A 20226-nucleotide genomic window follows, 5' to 3' on the forward strand; every position below is an offset into this window, starting at 1 on the left:
CGGATAGCCTGCGGGGCGTGGAAGAAGACCGTGGCACCCGCGCGCCGCGGCCGGGCCGGCGTGGGCCCCGGGCGTACGACCTGTACACCGGCGACGTCGCCCGCGCCTACCCGCGCTGGCCTACCCCGACGACGATCATCAGCGACGGCGCCTACGGCGTGCGGGGGTTCCACGGCGACACGACCGGCCCCGAAGGACTCGTGGAGTGGTACCGCCCGCACGTGGAGTCCTGGTCGGCGGCCGCACACCCGTCCACCACGCTGTGGGTGTGGAACACCGAGGTGGGCTGGGCGACGATCCACCCGCTGCTGGTCGAGCACGGCTGGGAGTACGTCCAGACCATCACCTGGGACAAGGGCATCGCCCACGTCGCCGGCAACGTCAACGGCAAGACGATCCGCAGGTTCCCGGTGGTGTCGGAGGTCTGCGTGCTCTACCAACGCAGGTTCGCCATCGACACCCCCGACGGCCCGATGCCGGTACGCCGGTGGCTGCGGCACGAGTGGGTCCGCAGCGGGCTGCCGCTCTACCGCGCCAACGAGGCCTGCGGCGTACGCAACGCCGCCACGCGCAAGTACCTCACCCAGGACTGGCTGTGGTACTGGCCGCCGGGTGAGATGTTCGAGAAGCTCGCGACGTACGCCAACGAGCACGGCGCCCGCACCGGCTGGCCCTACTTCAGCCTGGACGGCGAGACGATGGTCACCGCGAAGGAGTGGGACGGCCTGCGATACCGCTGGAACCACCAGCACGGCCTCACCAACGTCTGGCACCGCGGGCCGCTGCACGACGACGAACGCCTCAAGGGAACGCTGCGCCGGGCCGCGCCCCGCGTCTACAAACCGACCGCGGGCAGTTCCGCCCACCTCAACCAGAAGCCGTTGGAGTTCATGGAGCGACTGGTCCGCGCGGTGACCGAGCCGGGTGACGTGGTGTGGGAGCCGTTCGGCGGGCTGGCGTCCGGCTCGGTCGCGGCCGTCGCGCTGGGCCGGCGCGCCTACGTGGCCGAACGCGACAAGGGCTTCGCGAAGCTTGCCCGGGAGCGGCTCCGGGTCGCCGACGCCACCGCCGACCCGTCCGCGGAGGAGGCAGCCGTACCCGCCGAACACCACCGCCGGCCAACCACGCCGGCCACTCAGGAGGCACCGTGACCGCCGGATCGCACGGCCTCGGCCCGCACGGCATCGAGGAGCGGACGGGCGGCCCCGGAGACGCGGGCGACCCCGACGCGGAAGCCGCCGCCGCGGAGGCGGACGGGCTGTTCGCCGCCGAGCCGGAGATCCTCGGGCCGGGCGCACCGGCAGAGCCCGACCTCGACCCGAGCGACCCGCTGACCCGCCTGCAGACACGGCTGCGCACCCTGTTGCTCGGCCTGCCGGCGTACTTCGAGTTCAGCAACCACGTCGCCGGCGTCAACGCCACCGACCTGCACAGCCTCAACACCCTGCTGGGCACCTCGATCGAGGGCCAGGTGGTGAAGGCGCTCAACCAGCAGCGCCCGCTGTGGGATCCGGACAACGAATGGCTGGGGTACACCTTCGAACGCCAGTCCCAACGGTTTCCCGACGTACGCCTGGTCCGCAAGAGTTCGACGGGCGGGCCGGCCATCGCGCTCGGGATCGAGCTGAAGGGCTGGTTCCTGCTGGCCAAGGAGGGCGAGCCGAGCTTCCGGTTCACCACCACGGCGGGCGCCTGCGCAGACCACGACCTGCTGGTGGTCGTGCCGTGGTACCTCGACAACGTCCTGTCCGGCTCCCCCGTGGCCGCGCAGCCCTATGTCGCGTCCGCGCGCTGGGCCGCCGACTACCGCACCTACTACTGGCAGCACGCCCGCGACGCCGCCCGCGGCACCGACCGCGGCATCCGCCACCCCGCCGACGCGCGGCCCTATCCCACCCGGGACGCCCAGATCGCCGACGTGCCCGTCTACGACGGCGGGAAGAACTTCGGCCGGGTCGCCCGGGTCCGCGGGATGATGGACGAGTTCATCGACGCCTCGAACGAACTCGAGGTGCTCGGCATCCGGATCCAGGACTGGCACCGTTTCCTGCGCATCCACAGCGACCAGGCCGACCCCGACCTGGTGTCGGAGCAGGTCGAACGCAACCTGCGCCGGGCGCTACGCGACCGGTCCGCGGCGGCGGCGGCGGAGGCGGTGCGAGCCGTCCGCACCCTCGGCGAGGTGTTCGGCTCCGGCTGATCCTCGGCTGCGCGGTTCAGGTGCCGCCCAGGCGCAGCACCAGGGCCGGAGCCGGGCGTGTCACCGGCCCGCAGCCGCACGGTCATCTCCACGAGCGGCGCGTAGCTGCCCTCGGTCACAGCCGGCCGCCCGCGGTCACAACCAGTCCGATGCGTCCGGCCCCGGGACGGAGAGTGGGACGGCTCACACGGGGAACGGGTTGATCACATACCTGGCTGGGGTATGGTTGAGCACGCCCGACGAGATACCCCCTTGGGGTAGCAGGGAGACCGCCATGGCCAGCACACCCTCCCGCCGGTCCAAAGCCGGCACACCGAGCGACGCGGACGTACGCGGCGTTCGGGACGCAGCGGACCCGGCCGCCGACGTTACCGACGCCGCCGGCACCGATGCCGTCCAGTCCCCCAGCCCGCACGCAGGCCACCGGCCGCCGGGTTACCTCGATCAGAAGGACGCGCACCTCAAGCGGCTGCGCCGGATCGAGGGCCAGGTCCGCGGGCTGCAGCGCCAGGTGGAGAACGACACGTACTGCATCGACGTCCTCACCCAGGTGTCGGCGGCGACGCGAGCCCTGGAGTCGTTCGCGCTCGGCCTGCTCGACGAACACCTCGCCCACTGTGTGAGCGAGGCGCTGGTCAGCGGCGACCAGGACGCGCAGGCGAAGGTCAAGGAGGCCTCGGCGGCCATCGCCCGCCTCGTGCGTTCCTGAGCCCGTGCGTCCTGAGCTCGTCCGTTCCTGAGCTCGTCGGTTCCTGACGATCCCCGCGGTGGCGCTCAGTGCCACCACCACGACACACATCGCATCCAGAACCCAGATTGCAGAAGGAGACTCCTGTGGCGCTCACCTCGACCTACACCGTGTCCGGCCTGACCTGTGAGCACTGCGTGGCGGCGGTCACCAGCGAGATCAAGGCCCTCGACGGTGTGTCCGACGTCGCAGTCGCCCTGGTGCCCGGCGGACACTCCACCGTCACCGTGACCAGCAGCACCGAGGTCTCACCCGAGGCACTCGCCGAGGCCCTGGACGAGGCGGGAGACTACCGCCTCGTCACCTCGTGAGCACCGGCGCGCCGGTCACGACCGGCGCGCAGCCGACCGACACCGCGCCGGCCGGTGCCCAGCCGGCCGGTGCCGAGCCGACCGGCGCCCAGCTGGCCAGTGCCCAGCCGACCGCACCCTCCACCCGGGACCTCGAACTCCTCATCGGCGGGATGACCTGTGCCTCCTGCGCGACCCGGGTGGAGAAGAAGCTGAACAAGCTGGACGGCGTGGTGGCAACCGTCAACTACGCCACCGAGAAGGCGAAGGTCAGCGCCCCGGAGACGGTGACCACGGAGGACCTCGTGGGGGTGGTCGAGGCCACCGGTTACACCGCGACCCTGCCGGCCCCGCCCGCGCCGTCGCCGGGCACCACCGCAGACGGCGCGGCGGCCGGAGCTGGGTCCGGTACGGCCACACCGGCCTCGACCGACCCGACCCGGGCGCTGCGTACCCGCCTGCTGACCAGCGCGGTCCTCGCCCTTCCGGTGGTCGTGCTCGGGATGGTGCCGCCGCTGCAGTTCACCAACTGGCAGTGGCTGGCACTCACCCTGGCGTCGCCGGTGGCGGTGTGGGGCGCGTGGCCGTTCCACAAGGCGGCGTGGACCAACCTCCGGCACGGCGCGGCGACGATGGACACGTTGATCTCCCTCGGCATGGGCGCCGCCTACCTCTGGTCGCTGTACGCGTTGTTCCTCGGCACGGCGGGCACACCCGGCATGCGGATGGAGTTCTCGCTGCTGCCCAGGCATGGATCCGGGGCGGACGAGATCTACCTCGAGGTGGCCGCGGCGGTGACGACGTTCGTCCTCGCCGGCCGGTACGCCGAGGCGAGGGCGAAGCGGCGTTCGGGTGCGGCGCTTCGCGCGTTGCTGGAGCTCGGCGCCAAGGAGGTCACGGTCGTACGGGACGGCGCCGAGACGCGGATCCCGGTCGAACGGCTCGGTGTCGGCGACACGTTCGTCGTCCGCCCCGGTGAGAAGGTCGCCACCGACGGCGTGGTCGTCGACGGCACCTCCGCGGTGGACGCGTCGATGCTCACCGGCGAGTCGGTTCCGGTCGACGTACGCCCCGGCGACAACGTGGTCGGGGCGACGGTGAACGCCGGCGGGCGGCTGGTCGTGCGCGCCACCCGGGTCGGGTCCGACACCCAGCTGGCCCAGCTCGCCCGGCTGGTGGAGGACGCGCAGAACGGCAAAGCCCGCGTACAACGCCTCGCCGACCGGGTGTCCGGCATCTTCGTCCCGGTGGTGATCGTGCTCGCGGTCGCGACCTTCGGGTTGTGGCTCGGCTCCGGCGGCGGGGTGACGGCGGCGTTCACCGCGGCGGTCGCGGTGCTCATCATCGCCTGCCCCTGCGCGCTCGGACTGGCCACGCCCACCGCGCTGATGGTGGGCACCGGTCGCGGTGCGCAGCTCGGCATCGTGATCAAGGGACCACAGGTGCTGGAGTCGACCCGCCGGGTGGACACCATCGTGCTGGACAAGACCGGGACGGTGACGACCGGGCAGATGAGCCTGGCCGACGTGTTCCCGGCCTCACCGACCGACAAGGCGACTCTGCTGCGGCTGGCGGCCGCGGTCGAGAACGCCTCCGAACACCCGATCGCCCAGGCGGTGGTCGCGGGTGCCCGCGAACGCGGCACCGAACCCGCACCGGTGGCCGGCTTCCGCAACACCGAGGGACTCGGAGTGTCCGGCCGCGTCGGTGGGGTGGGCGGCGCCGACAGCGTGGACGGCGCCGACGGGTCGTTCGTCCGGGCCGGACGGCTCAGCTGGCTGCGGTCCGAAGGCGTGGAGGAGCCGGCCGAGCCATTGCGTGCGGACGCCGAGCGGGCCGAGGAGTCCGGGCGTACGCCGATCTGGGTCGCCGACGGCAACCGGGTCGCCGGCGTGCTCGTGGTCGCCGACACGGTGAAGTCGACCTCCGCCGCCGCGGTGGCGGACTTCCGGGCGCTGGGGCTCCGGCCGGTGCTGCTCACCGGCGACAACGCCCGTGCCGCCCGGACGGTGGCCGCCGAGGTGGGGATCGCCGCCGAGGATGTACGGGCGGAAGTCCTGCCCGCCGACAAGGTGGCAGCGGTTCGTGCCCTGCAGGAGTCCGGCGCGGTGGTCGCCATGGTCGGCGACGGGGTGAACGACGCGGCCGCGCTGGCCCAGGCCGATCTCGGGATCGCGATGGGTTCGGGCAGCGACGTCGCCATCGAGGCGTCCGACCTGACCCTCGCCCGCGGTGACCTGCGGGTGGCCGCCGACGCGATCCGGTTGTCGCGGTCGACGCTGCGCACGATCCAGGGCAACCTGTTCTGGGCGTTCGCATACAACGTCGCCGCGCTACCGCTGGCCGCGCTGGGGTTCCTCAACCCGATGGTGGCGGGGGCGGCGATGGCGTTCAGCTCGGTGTTCGTGGTGACCAACAGCCTGCGGCTGCGCCGGTTCACGCCCGGGCGAGCACCTAGGACACGTCGAGCGGCTGGCTAGCCCAGGGCCAGGTCGGCGAGCTCCACCAGGAAGTCCCCGCAGGCCACCCACGCCCGTGCGGCCTCCTCGATCGGGCGGCCGTTCAGCGTGGTGCGGCCCAGGGCCACCACCGCGGGAATCGCCGGGGCCAGCCAGCCGTACTTCGCGGCGGCCCCGGCGGCGATCATCCGGCGAACGTCGACCGGATCCCCGGCCTCCGCCCCCGGCTCCGACTCCGATCCCGGCCACCCGGCGGCGGCCAGCCCGTCGGCGTACCCGCCCACCAGCGTCTCGAACAACTCCGGCAGCCTCGACGGCGGCAGGTGGAAGTCGGTCACCGCGTCGACGACCAGGTTGCCGAGGTCCTCCCCCAGCGCGCCCACCCCGGCGAACGCCCAGTCGATCACGACGGTCTGCCCGGCCACGTCGAACAGGTTGCGCGGGTGGAAGTCCAACTGGCACAGCGTGCGCGGCAGCCCGTCCACCACGTCGAGCAGCCGGTGGCGATCCGCCCACAGCGCCTGGTACGCCGGCACCCGGTCGGCCGGTACCAGCCGCCGCACCAGCGGGTGTGACCAGACCCGGGGGTCGGCGGGGTCGGCCTCGGCGGCACCCCGGGCGGCGCGGCGTTCGACGTACATCCGCAACCAGCCCCGGCTCGGCCACCCCCGGTCCAGCACGGGGTCACCGGCCAGATGGGCGAGCGCCAGGTGGCCCTGCACCCGGCCGAGGTGCTCGGCAGCCCGCCGGTAGCGCGGCATCGCCCAGGTCGACCCCTCGCACCCGGCGACGTCCTCCATCCAGATCGCGAGCGTGCCGTCGGGGCCGGGTAGGACCACGTAGCACGCCGGTGCGCGCAGGTCGCCGGGCAGCGAGCCGAGCAGGCCGTCGGCGAACGCGTCGGCCTCCCGCCGCCAGTGGAACGGGTGCGCCGGGTCCTCCTCCGTTCGCCACACCGACAGGCCGCCGTCCTCGACGTGGCGGAGCACCTTGACCACGGCAGACCAGTCCCCGCCGCGCACCCGCCAGATGCCGACGGTGGCGATTCCGTCCACGGCGGGCGCGGCCAGCAGGTCGACCTCGGCCGCCAGGACCTCCTCGGCCGTACGGCCCAGTGCGGTGGCGACCTGGCCGGAAACCTCGGGCGACACCCCGAAACCGGCACCGGAAAGTTCCATGCGGGTCAGTGTCCAGCGTCCGGCGCCGGTGTGGCCAGGGCGTTTCGACGTGGGGCGCCGGTCAGTGCGTGTAGGGCCGGTGCAGCGCGCAGTCGGGATTCAGCCGTACGCCGAACCCCGGCGTCTCCGGCACCCGTAGCCGCCCACCCACCGGCACCGGCTCGTCCAGCAGCAGCGGGTGGAACATCGGCACCACCTCACTCGCCTGCGGATGCATCATCAGGAACTCCGAGAACGGGCTGTTCCGCCGGGTGAGCACGAAGTGGTAGGAGTACACGCTCGACCCGTGCGGGATCACCGGCACGCCGTGCGCGTCGGCGAGCGCGCTGATCCGGGCGAGCTCGGTGATGCCGCCGCACCAGTTCACGTCCGGCTGGATCATGTCGGCGCAGCCCATCTCCAGCAGCATGCGGAACCCGAACCTCGTCCACTCGTGCTCGCCGGTGGTGACCCACATGCCCGTCGGCACCCGGCGCCGGAGCTCGGCGTACCCCCAGTAGTCGTCGGGCGGCAGGGCCTCCTCGATCCAGCGCAGGCCGAACTCCGCCGACCGCTGGGCGAGCCGGGTGGCGTAGTCGAGGTCCAGCGACATCCAGCAGTCCCAGCTGAGGAAGAAGTCCTCGCTCACCCGCTCGCGCATCGAGGCGAGCTTGTCGAGGTTGGACCGGTTCTTGACGGATCTTCCCCAGCAGGTCGTACATCGCGAGGTCGACGGCGCTGATGCAGTTGACCGCGATGCCCTTGCGGCCGTAGTACAGCGTCGAGGCGTACATCTGGTCCCAGATCTTCTCGATCGAGGTGACCGGGGCGCCCTCCACGAAGCGGGCAAGGTGTTTCTCCACGATGTACGCACCGGGTTCGCCGGCCGTCGTGGTCGCGAACCCGATCGTCCCGTCGTCGGCCTCCACCTCGACCACGAGCGTGCCGAGCACGTTGAGGCCGAACTTCTGCCGGCTGTCGCGGTAGTCGGGGTAGTACGCCATCGGCGTGGCCACGTGGTCGTCGATCCAGTGCTGCTCGGCCTGGTCGTGGTAGTCCGCACCTCCGCCGCGCACGACGTACGCCCGGACCTCACGCACCTTCGGCATGCCCATCGCACTCACTCCCTCCTGCCAAGGGCGGACACGAGCCCTGACTCGGGTCGCCCTGTCGGCGTAGGTTATGCGGAGTTTCAGCTCGGTGAACCTGAGTTCACGTATCCGAACGACCGGCGTCCGGAGGTCACCCGTGAACGACCCGACCGCCGGCGTGGTGAAGTCGGCCGAACGCACGCTCGCGATCCTGGAGCTGCTCACCCGGCACGAGGAGCCGCTCACGTTCACCGCGATCGCGCAGACCCTGCGGTATCCGCGTTCCAGCCTGCACGGGTTGTTGCGGACGATGGTGGAACGCGGCTGGGCGGAGTTCGACTCCGGCCTGCGCTGTTACTCCCTCGGCCTGCGCACCCTGGAGGCCGGCAACGCCTACACGCGCACGCTGGGGCTGGTCGAACGCGCCCTGCCGTTGATGGAACGCATCCGCGACACCATCGACGAGACGGTTCAGCTGGCGGTGCTCGACGGGCTGCACAACGTCTACGTCGCGAAGGTCGACGGACGCCAGACGCTCACCCTCGCGTCCGAAGTCGGCCGCCGGCTGCCCGCCCACGCCACCGGGGTCGGCAAGGTGTTGCTGGCCGGTCTTCGCCGCGACGACCTCGAGGCGCGGCTGCCCGCGGGTCCGCTGCCGGCGTTCACCCGGCACACGGTGACCGACAAGGCCAGGTTGCTCGGTCAGCTGCGCACCGTGGCCCGGCGCGGGTTCGCCGTCGACAACGAGGAGTACACCCTGGGCATCCGCTGTGTCGCCGTGCCGGTGTACGACGTCAGCCGGCGTACGGTCGCCGCGCTGAGCGTGTCCGTCCCGGCGATCCGCTGCACGCCGGCCCACCGGGAGAACGCCCACCGGCTGCTGACCGAGGCGGCGCACCGGTTGTCGGCCGCACTGGGCTACGGACGTGAACGCAGGACGGATCTGCAAGGAGTGGTGACCGCCCATGAGTGAGTTCCGCGTCGACGTGCTGCCGCTCGGCCGGGGCGACGTCCCGGGACCGGAGCTGTTCTGGATGAGCGGCTGGGACGAGTGGCACACGTTGTTGTTCCAGTCGGTCCTGCTGCGCGGCGACGGCGTCGTCGCCCTGGTCAACACCGGTCCGGCGCGCGACCTCGAACCCATGAACGCCCACTGGGAGAAGGTGCTCGGCGCGCGTGCCCGGATGCGACGTGAGCCGGGTGAGTTCGTCGTCGACCAACTGGCACGCTTCGGCCTCACTCCGGAGGACGTCACCCACGTCGTGCTCACGCCGTTGCAGCTCTACACGGTGAGCAACGTCGCGTTGTTCACCAACGCGACGATCTGCGTCGCCGAACGCGGCTGGGTGCACTTCCACACCACGCACGCGCACCCGCACGACAACCGGGCGACGTCGCTGCCCGACGACGTGCTCGTCCACCTGGTCACCGAGGCCTGGCCGCGGGTGCGGCTGCTCGCCGACGAGGACGAACTCGCGCCCGGCCTGCGCACGTGGTGGAGCGGCGTCCACCACCGCGCGTCCGTCGTGGTGGAGGCGGACACCTCACGTGGCGTGGTGGCGATCTCGGACAGCTTCTTCGTGCTGGACAACGTGGAGAAGAACATCCCGATCGGGATCAACGAGAACATGTACGAGGCGATCGCCGCCTATGAGCGGGTACGCCGCACCGCCGACGTGATCGTCCCGCTGTACGACCCGGGCAACCTGGAACGCTTCCCCGACGGGAGGGTGGCATGAGCGCCGATGTGGGCGGCGTGAGCGGCATCGGTGGTGTGGGCGGCGGCACGGGCCGGACGGTGCTGGTGACCGGCGCGGCGCGCGGCATCGGCCGGGCGACCGCGGCGAGGTTCGGCCGCGAGGGTGCCCGGGTGGTGGTCAACCACCCGCCGGGCGAACGCGAGTACGCCGAGCAGACCGGTGCGCTGGTCCGCGAGGAGGGCGGGACACCCCTGCTGGTGGAGGCCGACGTCGCCGACCCGGCCGCCGTGACGGTGATGGCCGAGACCGTGCACGCCGCATGGGGCCCGCTGGACGTGCTGGTCAACAACGCCGGCATCTGCCCGTTCGCCGACTTCTTCGACATCGACGTGGAGCTGTGGGACCGCGTGCAGCACGTCAACCTGCGCGGGGCGTTCCTGGTGACGCAGGCATTCACCAGGGCCATGGTGGAGGCCGGGCGCGGCGGCCGGGTTCTGTCGGTGTCGTCCATCTCGGCCTGGGTCGGCGGCTCCCAGCAGGTGCACTACTGCACGACGAAGGCCGGGATCAGCTCGCTGATGAAGAGCCTCGCGATCGTGCTCGGCCCGCACGGCATCACCTGCAACGCCGTACTCCCCGGCGCGATCGCCACCGACATCAACAGGGCCGACTGGACCGACCAGGCGAAGGTCGACTACTTCCGCTCGCGCATCCCCGCCGGCCGGATGGGCGAGCCGGCCGACGTCGCCGGAGTGCTGTGGCTGCTGTCCCAGCCGGAGTCGGCGTACATGAACGGTTCCGACGTGCTCGTGGACGGCGGTATGTTCGTCAACCTGCAGTAGACACGGCGAGATCGGCAGGCGGGGAGGCGGGCGTGGGCGACACCAGCGGCATCGGCGGCACCAGCGACAGCAGCAACACCGCGAGCGACATCGTGGTCGAGGAGGCGTCGGCACAGGACGAGAAGCGGTGGCACGAAGGGTGGCTGGACCGCCGCGGCGAGCAGTGGCGCCGGCACGGCCTGGCCGACGATGACGTCGCGGGCCACCTGAAGCGCCTGGACCGGATGCGGGCCGATGCCGCACTGCGCCCGGTGTGGACGCTCCGCTCGGGTGAGGACGGCGTGGTGGGATACGTGGCCGCGTCGAGTCCCGCGGCCCCGACCGGCCGACGGGTGATCGTCGACGACATCTGGGTACGCCCGGACCAGCGCGGACGCGGGGTCGGCGGCGCGGCCCGCGCACACGTCGAGAACTGGGCCAGGGCCAACGACCTGCCGCGGGTGGCGGCCACCATCGACCCGAACGACCCGGCGCAGGCGGGGTTGTTCGGGTCGTACACGACCTCCTCCCAGCGCATGCAACGAACGCTGGCAGAGCTGCCCGAACTCCCCGCGGGCCTGGTCGGCCGGCAGATGACCGAGGCAGAGTTTCCGGCCTGGCGGGAGGGGTCCGTCGCGGGCTACGCCGAGGAGATCGCGGTCGCCCGGGCGCTGTCGCCGGAGGAGGCGCTGCGTCAGGCCGACGCGGAGTTCGACGAGCTGCTGCCGGACGGCCTGGCCACTGCCCAGCACAGCGTGTGGGTGCTGGAGACCGGCGACGAACCGGCCGGATCGACGTACTCCGCGGAGATCTGGCTGCGGCACCACCTGGAGGCCGGCCGTGCGTTCGTCTTCGGCGTCTCGGTCGTACCCGAACGCCGTGGCCGCGGCCTGGGCCGGGCGGTGATGCGGCTCGGCGAGCGGGCGGTCCTCGCGGCCGGCGACTCTGTGCTGGCACTGAACGTCTTCGGCCCGAACACCACGGCGATCAACCTCTACACCAGCCTGGGCTACCAGATCACCGATCAGTCCCGGGTGCTGGACCTGACCGCCTGAAGGCACGCAGAGACTCAGGCCACGCAGAACTCGTTGTCCTCGGGGTCGGCGAGGACGATCCAGCGGGACCCGCCCTCCTCGTGGCCCTCGCCCAGCCGGCTCGCGCCGAGGCCGCACAGGCGCTCGGCCTCCGCGTCCACCCTGTCGGCCCCGACGTGCAGGTCGAGGTGCAGGCGGTTCTTTGCCTGCTTGGGTTCGGGAACGGTCTGGAAGAGGATCCGGCCGCCCTGCCCGACCCCGGTCTCGGCGTTGACCGGGTGCTCGGGGTCGCGGATCCCGGCCGCGGTCCGCCAGGCCTTCCGCCCGTCCACCTCGACCAGATGGTCGCGGATCGGCGCGCCTTCGGCCAGCAGCGACTCGATCAGCGGCGAGTGGTCCTCGACCACATAGTCCAGCGCCTGCGCCCAGAAGCGCGCCAGCAGGTGGGGGTCGGAGCAGTCGATGCACACCTTGTATCTCACGGCCATGCGCCGACCCTAGGACCCACCACCGACAGCCGTGGGCGTCCCGCGGACGCCCACGGACGTCACGCGGGGAGCAACCGGATCCGGGCCGTGGCGGACCGCTCCACCGCCGCGCGGCTGTACAGCAGTGGGACGTACTCCCCGTTCCGCCACCGCTCGGCGAGGTCGCGGTAGTGCGGGCTGCGCGGGTCCCCGGACTGGCCCGGGGTGTTGACGAACACCGAGTTGTCCCACTCCCCGACGTCGACCACCACCCGGGCCGAGGCGCCGATGGTCTGTACGAAGTCGCCGGGGAGGTACGGCGCGGCGTTCAGGGTGCTCGCCGAACCACCGGCCGGGAACGGTCCCACGTCCAGTGCCGGATCCAGGAAGCCCAGCGGGTGCGGCTGGTGGTTGCGGTGCAGTGCACCCCAGCTCCAACCACGCGGGTCCGGTCCCAGCAGTTCCTCCACGTCGGCGACCGCCGCGCGCAGGGTGGTGAGGAGCAGGTCGTCCCGGCGCCGCTCGGTGTCCCCGTCCTCGTCCCCGTTCCCCTTGCCGGCCCAGACCGTGGCCGGGTCGGACAGGGCGGACCGTACGGCGGCCTGGTCGAAGGTGGGCAGCAGAGGTGGTACGCCGGGCGGCAGCACCGCCTCGGCGAAGCCCGGCAGCAGATGCCGGGAGAACCAGACCTGGTACAACGCCGCCGCGGCGGACTCCGGCGCCTCCACACCGTCCCAGTCGCGCAGCATCCCCAGCGCCGTCGCCAGCCGCCGGTCGCCGTTCGGGCGCAGCCCGGCCACCAGTGCCAGCACCTGCCGGGTGCCGACCGAACGACGGTCGTTCTGCAGCCGCATCGAGTCCTCGAGCCGGTGCGGTTCGGGCCGGTCGAGCACCTCGGTGATCCGCTGCTGCCGGGCCGGGTCGGACCATTCGTACGACAGTTGCCGGTCGGCCGGGAAGTCCGGCGGCAGGTTGTACTCGTTTGCCGTGGCCACGTACCCGGCGGCCGGGTCGGCGAGACCGGGCAGCTCCTCCGGAGTGTGAAAGCCGGTCCACTCGTAGCGCCCGTCGCCGGGCACCGGCAACAGGCCGTCCCACCCGGTCCGCCGCGGCGCCAGACCGGCGGCCTGCCAGCCGACGTGACCGGAGGTGTCGGCGAAGACGTGGTTCTCCCCCGGCCCGCCCCAGGCGCGCAGCGCGGCACGGAACTCCTCGCCGTCACGTGCGCGCAGGTACTCCAGGCTGCCCAGGTAGGCAGCGGTACCCGGCTCGGACCAGGTGGACCGCACGGCGTACGCACGCAGGCGTCCCGCGTCCACGTGGATCACCGGGCCGTGCCGGGTGAAGGCAAGTTCGAGTTGACACTGCTCCGCGTCGCGCACGGGCACGGTCTCGCGTTCGGTCCGCATCGGCTCCCAGCCGTCGCCGTAGCGGTAACGCGTCGGGTCGTCCGGGTCCAGGTCGTAGACGTACAGGTCGACGGTGTCGATCGGGAAGATCGTGTAGCCGAACGCCACCTGGCCGTTGTGCCCGAGCGTCACCCCGGGCACCGCCGGTTCGCCCGCGCCGATCACGTCCAGGCCGGGCGCGGACAGGTGCGCGAAGTACCGCAGTGACGGCGTGGCGAAGGGCCTGTGCGGATCGCTGGCGAGGATGGGCCGCCCGGTCGCCGTGCGGGATCCGGCCACCACCCAGTTGTTGCTGCCACCGTCGAGGTCCCCGCTTGCCGCGGCTCTCCCGGCCGCGGCGGGGTTGTCGGCGGGGAGTTCGGTGCTGAGGGGTACACGCGGGTCACCGGTGAACACCACCGGTGTGGTGGCGAGCTCCCAGACCCGCAGCACGTCGTCGGGCAGGTCCAGGTCCAGCCCGTCGGCAAGGTGGGGTTGACGGTGCGGCCGCAGCGACTGGCGTACGAGGTCGGACTCCCAGCCGCCCGCGTGGGTGACCCGGGCCCGGGCCACCTCCTGCAGCAGGTTGTACGCCGTGCCGTGGCTGCGGATCCGTACGACGTCCTCAGGGCTCCAGCGCGCCGGCCGGTAGTCCAGCATCCCGAACTCCGGCGGCAGCGCCTCGGGGTGGTGTTCCAGCCAGTCCAGGTAGGCGTTCACACCCTCCACGAACCGGCTGACGGTCGACCGCGCATCCGTGCCGTACGACGCCCACTCGGCGTCCAGGTCACCGCGATAAAGGAACAGCCGGGCCGCCCGGTCGCGCTCGAGGTGGTCCGGCCCGAACACCTCGGCCAGCCGGCCCAGCCCCCGCCGGCGCCACAGGTCGATCTGGAACAGCCGGTCCCGGGCGGCGTTGAACCCCTGGGCGAAGAACACGTCGCCGGCGTTCTCGGCGTAGATGTGCGGAACTCCCCAGGTGTCGACGACGATCTCCACCGGTGCGGACAGCCCGGGCACCGCCTCGATCCGTTGCTCTTCGCAGGTCTCGCTGAGGTTGCTCACGGGTCCGATTGTCCCGTCCCGGTCGAACGGGTTTCCCCGCCGCGGCGGTTCCGTCCGGAGCAGGCCGCGAAATTGCCGGCCTCGGCGTCCGCGCGGTGCACAGCGCGCAGGAAGGCGGTCGCGTAGCGTGCCCGGCGAGACGTACGAGACCGGCCGAACGGGACGGGGACGATGCACCGCGGACACCGAAGCGTCCCGCACACCGCGGACGCACGGATCGAGGCCTGGGCCCCGACCCGGGAGGCCTGCGTGGCCGAGGCGGTGACCGCGATGGTGGAGACGTTCGCCGACACCTCGGCGGCCCGGCCGACCGACTCCGCGAGCTTCGAGGTCACCGCCGACACCGACGAGGACCTCCTGGTCGCGGTGCTGGACGAGGTCGTCTACCTCCTCGACACCGCCGACGTGATCCCACTCACGACGCGGGTCGAACCCGCGCTGGAGGAGGGGTACGACGTGCACTTCGAGGTCGCCGGAACCGGTGAGGTGGAGCTGGTCGGCGCGGTCCCGAAGGCGGTCTCGCTGCACGGGCTGCGGTTCGAGCAGGGACCCGACGGCTGGTCGTGCACCGCCACCCTCGACGTCTGAGCTGACCGAACGCGTCCGCTCCCGGACTCCGCGACCTCAGCCCTTGACCACCCCGACCGGCACCAGCCGGGCCACCGCCCGGGCCAGCCCGGCACCCTCGGCCGCCTCGACCACCGCGTCGATGTCCTTGTACGCCTCCGGCATCTCCTCGGCGAGTCCGCGCCAGGACGCGCCGCGCACGGAGATCCCCCTGCTCTCCAACTGTTGGCGAAGCTCCTGCCCCCGGACGGACCGGACGGCCTGGTGCCGGCTGAGCGTGCGACCCGCGCCGTGACAGGTGGAGGCGAACGCCGGCCCGCCCGGTACGCCGGTGAGGACGTACGACGCCGTGCCCATCGACCCCGGGATCAGCACCGGCTGGCCCACGCCGGAAACCTCGCGCAGGTCCGCCGGCAGGTCGGGATGGCCGGGTGGGAGCGCGCGGGTCGCGCCCTTGCGGTGCACGCACAGGCGCCGCGACCGCCCCGCCACCGTGTGCGTCTCCACCTTGGCCAGGTTGTGGGAGATGTCGTAGACGAGATCGAGGCCGGCACCGGTGAGGCGTTCGAACACCCCGCGTGCGGCCTGGCCGAGCAACTGCCGGTTTGCCCGGGCATAGTTGGCGGCCGCCGCCATCGCCTGCAGGTAGGCGCGTCCGGGGCCGGAGTCGACGGGCACACATGCCAGCTGGCGGTCTGGCACGGTGATGCCGAAGGCCGCCATCGCCTGCTCCATCGCGCGGACGTGGTCGGTGCAGATCTGGTGGCCGAGGCCGCGCGAACCGCAGTGGATCATCACGCACACCTGGCCGGCCCGCAGCCCGTAGGCCTCCGCGGCCGCCTGGTCGCGGACCGCGTCGACGACCTGCACCTCCAGGAAATGGTTGCCCGAACCCAGACTCCCCAACTGGTGCAAGCCGCGCTTGACAGCGCGTTCGCTCAGCCCGGAAGGGTTTGCGTCGTCGACAGCGCCGAAGTCCTCGCACCTGTCAAGGTCACGTTGCACGCCGTGCCCCTGCTCGACGGCGTACTTCGCGCCGGACGCCAGCACCTTCGCGAGCTGGCCGGCCCCGGACAGCTCCCACACCGCGCCCTTGCCCATGCCGCGTGGCGTCGACCGGCCCAGTGCGTCCAGCACCGCCTCCTTCCTCGGCGCGAAGGTCGCGAGGTCCAGGTCCGCGGCGTACAACCGAACACCGCAGGAGATGTCGAAGCCGACACCGCCCGGGGACACCACGCCACCCTCGGCGATGTCGGTGGCGGCCACGCCGCCGATCGGGAAGCCGTAGCCCCAGTGCACGTCCGGCATGGCATACGACGCGTCCACGATCCCCGGCAGCGTCGCCACGTCCGCCACCTGCTGCAGCGCCTGGTCTCCACCCACGTCCGGCAGCAACCCGGGCGAGGCGAACACCACGCCGGGCACCCGCATCCGCCCGGTGGCCTCGATCCGGTAGCGGTACGGCGTCTCCTGGACCAGTGCGGGTGTGCTCGCCTGGGTCACGGTTTCTCCCGTCCTCTCGGTGCTGCCCGGCCTTTGCGGAGGAACGTCCGAAGCCGGCGCAGCGGCCAGGTGTTGATCACCTCGTCCGCGGTGAGCCACCCCCGCTGGGCGGTGCCCACGCCGTAGCGCAGGTAGTCCAGGTGGGCGACCGCGTGCGCGTCGGTGTCGACGGCGAACTTCACCCCGTGGCGGCGGGCGGCCAGGATGTGCTCGTCGTTCAGGTCCAGCCGGTCCGGTGAGGCGTTCACCTCCAGCGCGGTGCCGGTGTGCGCACACGCCTCGAACACCGCCTCGAGGTCCACGTCGATCGGCTGCCGGTGGCCGATCAGCCGTGCCGTCGGGTGCCCGATCACGTGGACGTGCGGGTTCTCGCAGGCCCGGACCAGCCGACGGGTGAGTTGCGCCCTGGTCTGGGTGAAGTGGGAGTGCACGGACGCGACGCAGATGTCGAACCCGGCAAGGAAGTCCGCCTGCCAGTCGACCTCGCCGTCGGGGTCGATGTTGAGTTCGGTGCCGTGCAGCAGCGTCATCGCCGGGTAGCGCCTCGCCAGGGCGTGCAGTTGCTCGCGCTGGGCGAGCATCTTCTCATCCGTCATCCGCTGCATGGAGAGGTTCGGCGCGTGGTCGGTGACCGCGTAGTAGTCGTAGCCACGCTCGGCCGCGGCCGCCACCATCTCCGCCATCGGCGCCACCCCGTCGGTGAGGTCGGTGTGGGTGTGCAGGTCACCCCGGATGTCCTGCTCGGTCACGACGTCGGGCAGCGTGCCGTCACGCGCCGCCTCGATCTCGCCGCGGTCCTCCCGCAGGGTCGGCGGGATCCACGGCAGCCCGATCCGGGCGTGCACCTCCTTCTCCGACTTCGACACCACGAGTTCACCGGTCTCGGGAGGCCCTGAGTCCTCGGGCTCCTCGGCCGGCCGCTGCCTTCGCTGGGCCGGCGGGACGGTGAACAGTCCGTACTCGGACAGCTTGAGGTCCTGGCGTACCGCGATCTCGCGGGTGCGCACGTTGTGCGCCTTGGAACCGGTGAAGTACTGCAACGCGGCACCCCACGACTCCGGGGGCACGACGCGCAGGTCGACCTGCATTCCCGCGGTGGTGCGCACCGACGTCTTGGTGTCGCCGTGCGCGATCACCTCCGACACCAGCGGCAACTCCGTCAGCGCCTTCATCAGCGGCCGCGGCTTCGTGGACGCGGCCAGGATGTCCAGGTCGCCGACGGTCTCGCGCATCCGGCGCAGCGACCCGGCATAGGTGCAGCGCTCGCACTCCGGCAGCGCGGACAGGGCGGCGACGATCTCCTCCGCGAGCGCCATGGCCACGTCCAGGGTGACCCGGCCACCGGCCTGGCGGACCAGGGCGATGCCGTGCCGGAGGTTCTCCTCGGTCTTCGGCCCGAACCCCTTCAGGCCCTTCAGCCGCCCGGCGTCCAGCGCGTCCAGCAGGTCCTGCACACACGCGATGCCGCGTTCGTCGTACAGCATCATCGCCTTGCGCGGGCCCAGCGTGGGGATCCGCGTCAGCTCGCGCACGCCCGCCGGGATCCGCGCCCGCAGCCGCTCGACCTCCTCGATTCGGCCGGTTCGGAAGTACTCGACCACCTTCGCCGCGATCGAGTCACCGACGTTGGGAATCGCACGCAGGCCGGCGGCGTCGAGGGTGGACACGTCCTGGTGATGCCCGGCGACCGAGCGCGCGGCCTTCTCGTAGACCCGTGCCCGGTACGGTGCGCCGCCGGTGATCGCCACCAGGTCGGCGTACTCCTGCAGGAGCGCGCCCACCTGCTCGTTCGGTCGCGCCATGGGTTCGAGTCTAGGGTCTGGCCCGCGCTACTCCAGGAAGTTGATGCCGCGCAGGAACGACCGCGCCACCGGTCCCGCGTCCTTGCCGCCGGCGCCGCCGTCCTCGACCAGGACCGCGAACGCGATGTCGCCGCGGTAGCCGATCATCCAGGCGTGCGTGCGCGGCGGATCGTCGCTGCCGTACTCCGCCGTCCCGGTCTTGGCGTAGACGTCCGGGCCGGGCAGGTCGAGCTCCTTGGCCGAGCCGGTGGCCACCACCGCCCGCATCAGCCCCCGCATCCGGGTGACCAACCCGGCCGGAAGCTTGTCACCCGCGGGACCACCGGGCGCCACGTCCGGCAGGAGCACCGGCTTGTACGGCCGTCCGGCGTCCACCGTCGCCGCGACCAGCGCCATGCCCAGCGGACTCATCTGCACCCGCCCCTGGCCGATCATGCTGGCGGCGAGGTCGACCAGGTCGCGTGGCTCGGGCACCGAGCCGGAGTACGCGGGCAGCCCGAGCTTCCACTTCGTACCGATGCCGAACCGCTCGGCCATCGCCACCAGTTCGCCGTCGTCGAGGTCGCGGGCGCGTTCGACGACCGTGGTGTTGCACGAGTGCGCGAACGCGTCGGTCATCGGCCCGTCCGGCAACGAGAAGTCGTAGGCGTTCTTGAAGTGCTTGCCGCCCACGGACGTGTCGGACGGGCAGGTCACCATGTCGCCGGGACGCAGCCCGTCCGCCAGCAGTGCCGACACCGACACCACCTTGAACGTCGAGCCTGGTGGGTAGCGGCCGACGAAGGCGCGGTTGTACGACGTCACGCCGGGGCCGTTGGCCGCGGCCAGCACCTCGCCGGTGCCGGCCCGGACCGCTACCAGCGCGGTCGGTTTCGCCTGGCCGGCCACCGCGTCCTCGGCGGCGTTCTGCACGTCCGGGTCGAGCGTCGTGCGCAGCGGTTTGCCCGGCACCGGCTTCCGCGAGAACACCGTGGTCACCCGGTGGTCGTCGGCGGTGCGCACCACGTCGATCCGGCCGCCCGGACTTCCGGCCAACTGCTTCTGGTACGCCGCCTGAAGGCCGCTCGCGCCCACCGCGTCGCCGTCGGCCGCGAGCGGTCCCGCGTTCTTCAGCGAGTCCGCGGTCGCCGGCGCGACGACACCGAGGACACCGCGGGCGAACGACGACGACGGACCGAGCGACATGGTGTCCTCGCGGGTCACCACCCCGGGGATGGCGTCCAGCCGGGCGCGCGCCTTCTGGTAGGCGGGCTCGCGCAGCGTCAGCACGTCGACGAAGTACGTCGGGTCGGCGGCCTCGGCCCGCCTGCGCAGGGCGTTCGGGTCGACGTCGAGGACCTGCCGCAGCTTGGCGTAGGTGACGTCGGGCTTGACCCGACGCGGCTCCACCCCGACCCGGACCACCGGAGTTTCCTTGGTCAGCGGCTTGCCCGCGTGGTCCACGATCGACGCCCGGGCCGGTAGCTCACGCTCCAGGTGCAGCGACGTTGCGGCCGTGAGCTTCGGGTGGAACGTCTGCGGCGTCCACCACACCTTCCATCTGCCCTGGTCGTCCTCGCGTACCTCGGCGGCGGTGGTGTAGCGCCAGGTGCCCAGGCCGACGAGGCTGTGGGTGATGGCCAGCGGCTGGCGGCAGACCTTCCCGTCGGCCTTCAGCTTCGCGGCCTGGTCGCTGTCGAGGCAGGTCAGCTCACCGGCCGGGCGTACGGAAGTCTTCCGCGCGCGCACCGCGTGCGTGTCCGCCGCCAGGTCGCGCCCGGCGGCCTTGGCCGTGCGCGCGTCGACGGTGGCGCCGAGCGTGCCGGACGACCACGCTTCGGCGAACGCACGGACCGCCCGGGACGCCTCCTCCGGCGGGCCCGACGTGCAGGCTGCCGCCCCCGACAGCGTTCCGAACGCGACGACCGCCGCGGCCAGGCGTGTACGCATGAGAT

Annotated in this window: 16 protein-coding genes and 2 pseudogenes; 10 read left to right on the forward strand and 8 right to left on the reverse strand. The window is 72.1% G+C overall.

Annotated elements, in window-relative coordinates:
* Nucleotides 1-17 precede the first annotated feature (17 nt).
* The 5 genes and pseudogenes from ABZV93_RS19605 (at nt 18) to ABZV93_RS19625 (ending at nt 5718) form a co-directional block, all read left to right on the forward strand.
* Nucleotides 18-1151, forward strand: a complete 1134-nt coding sequence (locus ABZV93_RS19605) for a DNA methyltransferase (protein WP_354937918.1) — start codon at nt 18-20, stop codon at nt 1149-1151.
* Complete coding sequence (locus tag ABZV93_RS19610; RefSeq protein WP_354937921.1) at nt 1148-2200, forward strand: hypothetical protein; 1053 nt, start codon at nt 1148-1150, stop codon at nt 2198-2200. Before ABZV93_RS19605 ends, ABZV93_RS19610 begins: the two co-directional genes overlap by 4 nt.
* A gap of 433 nt (nt 2201-2633) precedes the next feature.
* Nucleotides 2634-2909: pseudogene (locus ABZV93_RS19615) on the forward strand (metal-sensitive transcriptional regulator); the annotation flags it as partial.
* A 125-nt stretch (nt 2910-3034) separates the two neighbouring features.
* Nucleotides 3035-3259, forward strand: coding sequence for a heavy metal-associated domain-containing protein (locus ABZV93_RS19620; protein WP_354937924.1), 225 nt, complete (start codon nt 3035-3037; stop codon nt 3257-3259).
* A 152-nt stretch (nt 3260-3411) separates the two neighbouring features.
* Nucleotides 3412-5718: a heavy metal translocating P-type ATPase gene (locus ABZV93_RS19625; protein WP_354938204.1), complete on the forward strand. Its 2307-nt coding sequence runs from the start codon at nt 3412-3414 to the stop codon at nt 5716-5718.
* On the opposite strand, the gene ABZV93_RS19630 is transcribed toward ABZV93_RS19625, so the two are convergent.
* The 3 genes and pseudogenes from ABZV93_RS19630 to ABZV93_RS19640 all read right to left on the reverse strand — a co-directional run.
* Nucleotides 5715-6875 (reverse strand): phosphotransferase, encoded by a 1161-nt coding sequence (locus ABZV93_RS19630; protein ID WP_354937927.1) that lies wholly within the window; start codon nt 6873-6875, stop codon nt 5715-5717. The genes ABZV93_RS19625 and ABZV93_RS19630 overlap by 4 nt on opposite strands.
* A 61-nt stretch (nt 6876-6936) precedes the next feature.
* A complete protein-coding gene (locus ABZV93_RS19635; protein ID WP_354937930.1) occupies nt 6937-7515 on the reverse strand; it encodes an enolase C-terminal domain-like protein in 579 nt (192 codons plus the stop codon).
* Nucleotides 7516-7597: 82 nt separating this feature from the next.
* Nucleotides 7598-7969, reverse strand: a pseudogene (locus ABZV93_RS19640) (L-rhamnonate dehydratase); the annotation flags it as partial.
* A gap of 133 nt (nt 7970-8102) precedes the next feature.
* On the opposite strand from ABZV93_RS19640, the gene ABZV93_RS19645 reads away from it, so the two are divergent.
* Genes ABZV93_RS19645 through ABZV93_RS19660 form a run of 4 tightly spaced genes read left to right on the forward strand, consistent with a single transcriptional unit; the run spans nt 8103 to nt 11521 of the window.
* A complete protein-coding gene (locus ABZV93_RS19645; protein WP_354937933.1) occupies nt 8103-8918 on the forward strand; it encodes an IclR family transcriptional regulator in 816 nt (271 codons plus the stop codon).
* On the forward strand, nt 8911-9684 hold the full coding sequence (locus ABZV93_RS19650; protein WP_354937936.1) for a hypothetical protein: 774 nt from the start codon (nt 8911-8913) through the stop codon (nt 9682-9684). Before ABZV93_RS19645 ends, ABZV93_RS19650 begins: the two co-directional genes overlap by 8 nt.
* A complete protein-coding gene (locus tag ABZV93_RS19655; RefSeq protein WP_354937939.1) occupies nt 9681-10487 on the forward strand; it encodes an SDR family NAD(P)-dependent oxidoreductase in 807 nt (268 codons plus the stop codon). Before ABZV93_RS19650 ends, ABZV93_RS19655 begins: the two co-directional genes overlap by 4 nt.
* 32 nt (nt 10488-10519) lie before the next feature.
* Nucleotides 10520-11521: a GNAT family N-acetyltransferase gene (locus ABZV93_RS19660; RefSeq protein ID WP_354937942.1), complete on the forward strand. Its 1002-nt coding sequence runs from the start codon at nt 10520-10522 to the stop codon at nt 11519-11521.
* A gap of 14 nt (nt 11522-11535) precedes the next feature.
* Here the strand turns inward: ABZV93_RS19660 and ABZV93_RS19665 are convergent, their stop codons facing one another.
* Together ABZV93_RS19665 and ABZV93_RS19670 are read right to left on the reverse strand one after the other, a co-directional pair.
* Nucleotides 11536-11988: a VOC family protein gene (locus ABZV93_RS19665; RefSeq protein ID WP_354937945.1), complete on the reverse strand. Its 453-nt coding sequence runs from the start codon at nt 11986-11988 to the stop codon at nt 11536-11538.
* 59 nt (nt 11989-12047) lie between these two features.
* Complete coding sequence (locus ABZV93_RS19670) at nt 12048-14420, reverse strand: penicillin acylase family protein (protein WP_354937948.1); 2373 nt, start codon at nt 14418-14420, stop codon at nt 12048-12050.
* Between the two features lie 171 nt (nt 14421-14591).
* Here ABZV93_RS19670 and ABZV93_RS19675 point away from each other — a divergent pair, with 171 nt between their 5' ends.
* Nucleotides 14592-15008, forward strand: coding sequence for an archease (locus ABZV93_RS19675; RefSeq protein ID WP_354937951.1), 417 nt, complete (start codon nt 14592-14594; stop codon nt 15006-15008).
* Between the two features lie 36 nt (nt 15009-15044).
* Here the strand turns inward: ABZV93_RS19675 and ABZV93_RS19680 are convergent, their stop codons facing one another.
* Genes ABZV93_RS19680 through ABZV93_RS19690 form a run of 3 tightly spaced genes read right to left on the reverse strand, consistent with a single transcriptional unit; the run spans nt 15045 to nt 20221 of the window.
* The gene (locus tag ABZV93_RS19680) at nt 15045-16490 is read right to left on the reverse strand and encodes an RtcB family protein (RefSeq protein WP_354937954.1); all 1446 of its coding nucleotides are present in this window, start codon (nt 16488-16490) and stop codon (nt 15045-15047) included.
* A complete protein-coding gene (gene polX / locus ABZV93_RS19685; RefSeq protein WP_354937957.1) occupies nt 16487-18292 on the reverse strand; it encodes a DNA polymerase/3'-5' exonuclease PolX in 1806 nt (601 codons plus the stop codon). The genes ABZV93_RS19680 and polX overlap by 4 nt, the downstream gene beginning before the upstream one ends.
* Before the next feature lie 27 nt (nt 18293-18319).
* Nucleotides 18320-20221, reverse strand: coding sequence for a penicillin-binding transpeptidase domain-containing protein (locus ABZV93_RS19690; RefSeq protein WP_354937960.1), 1902 nt, complete (start codon nt 20219-20221; stop codon nt 18320-18322).
* Nucleotides 20222-20226 lie beyond the last annotated feature (5 nt).

The organism is Actinopolymorpha sp. NPDC004070, from assembly GCF_040610475.1.
GTDB lineage: Bacteria > Actinomycetota > Actinomycetes > Propionibacteriales > Actinopolymorphaceae > Actinopolymorpha.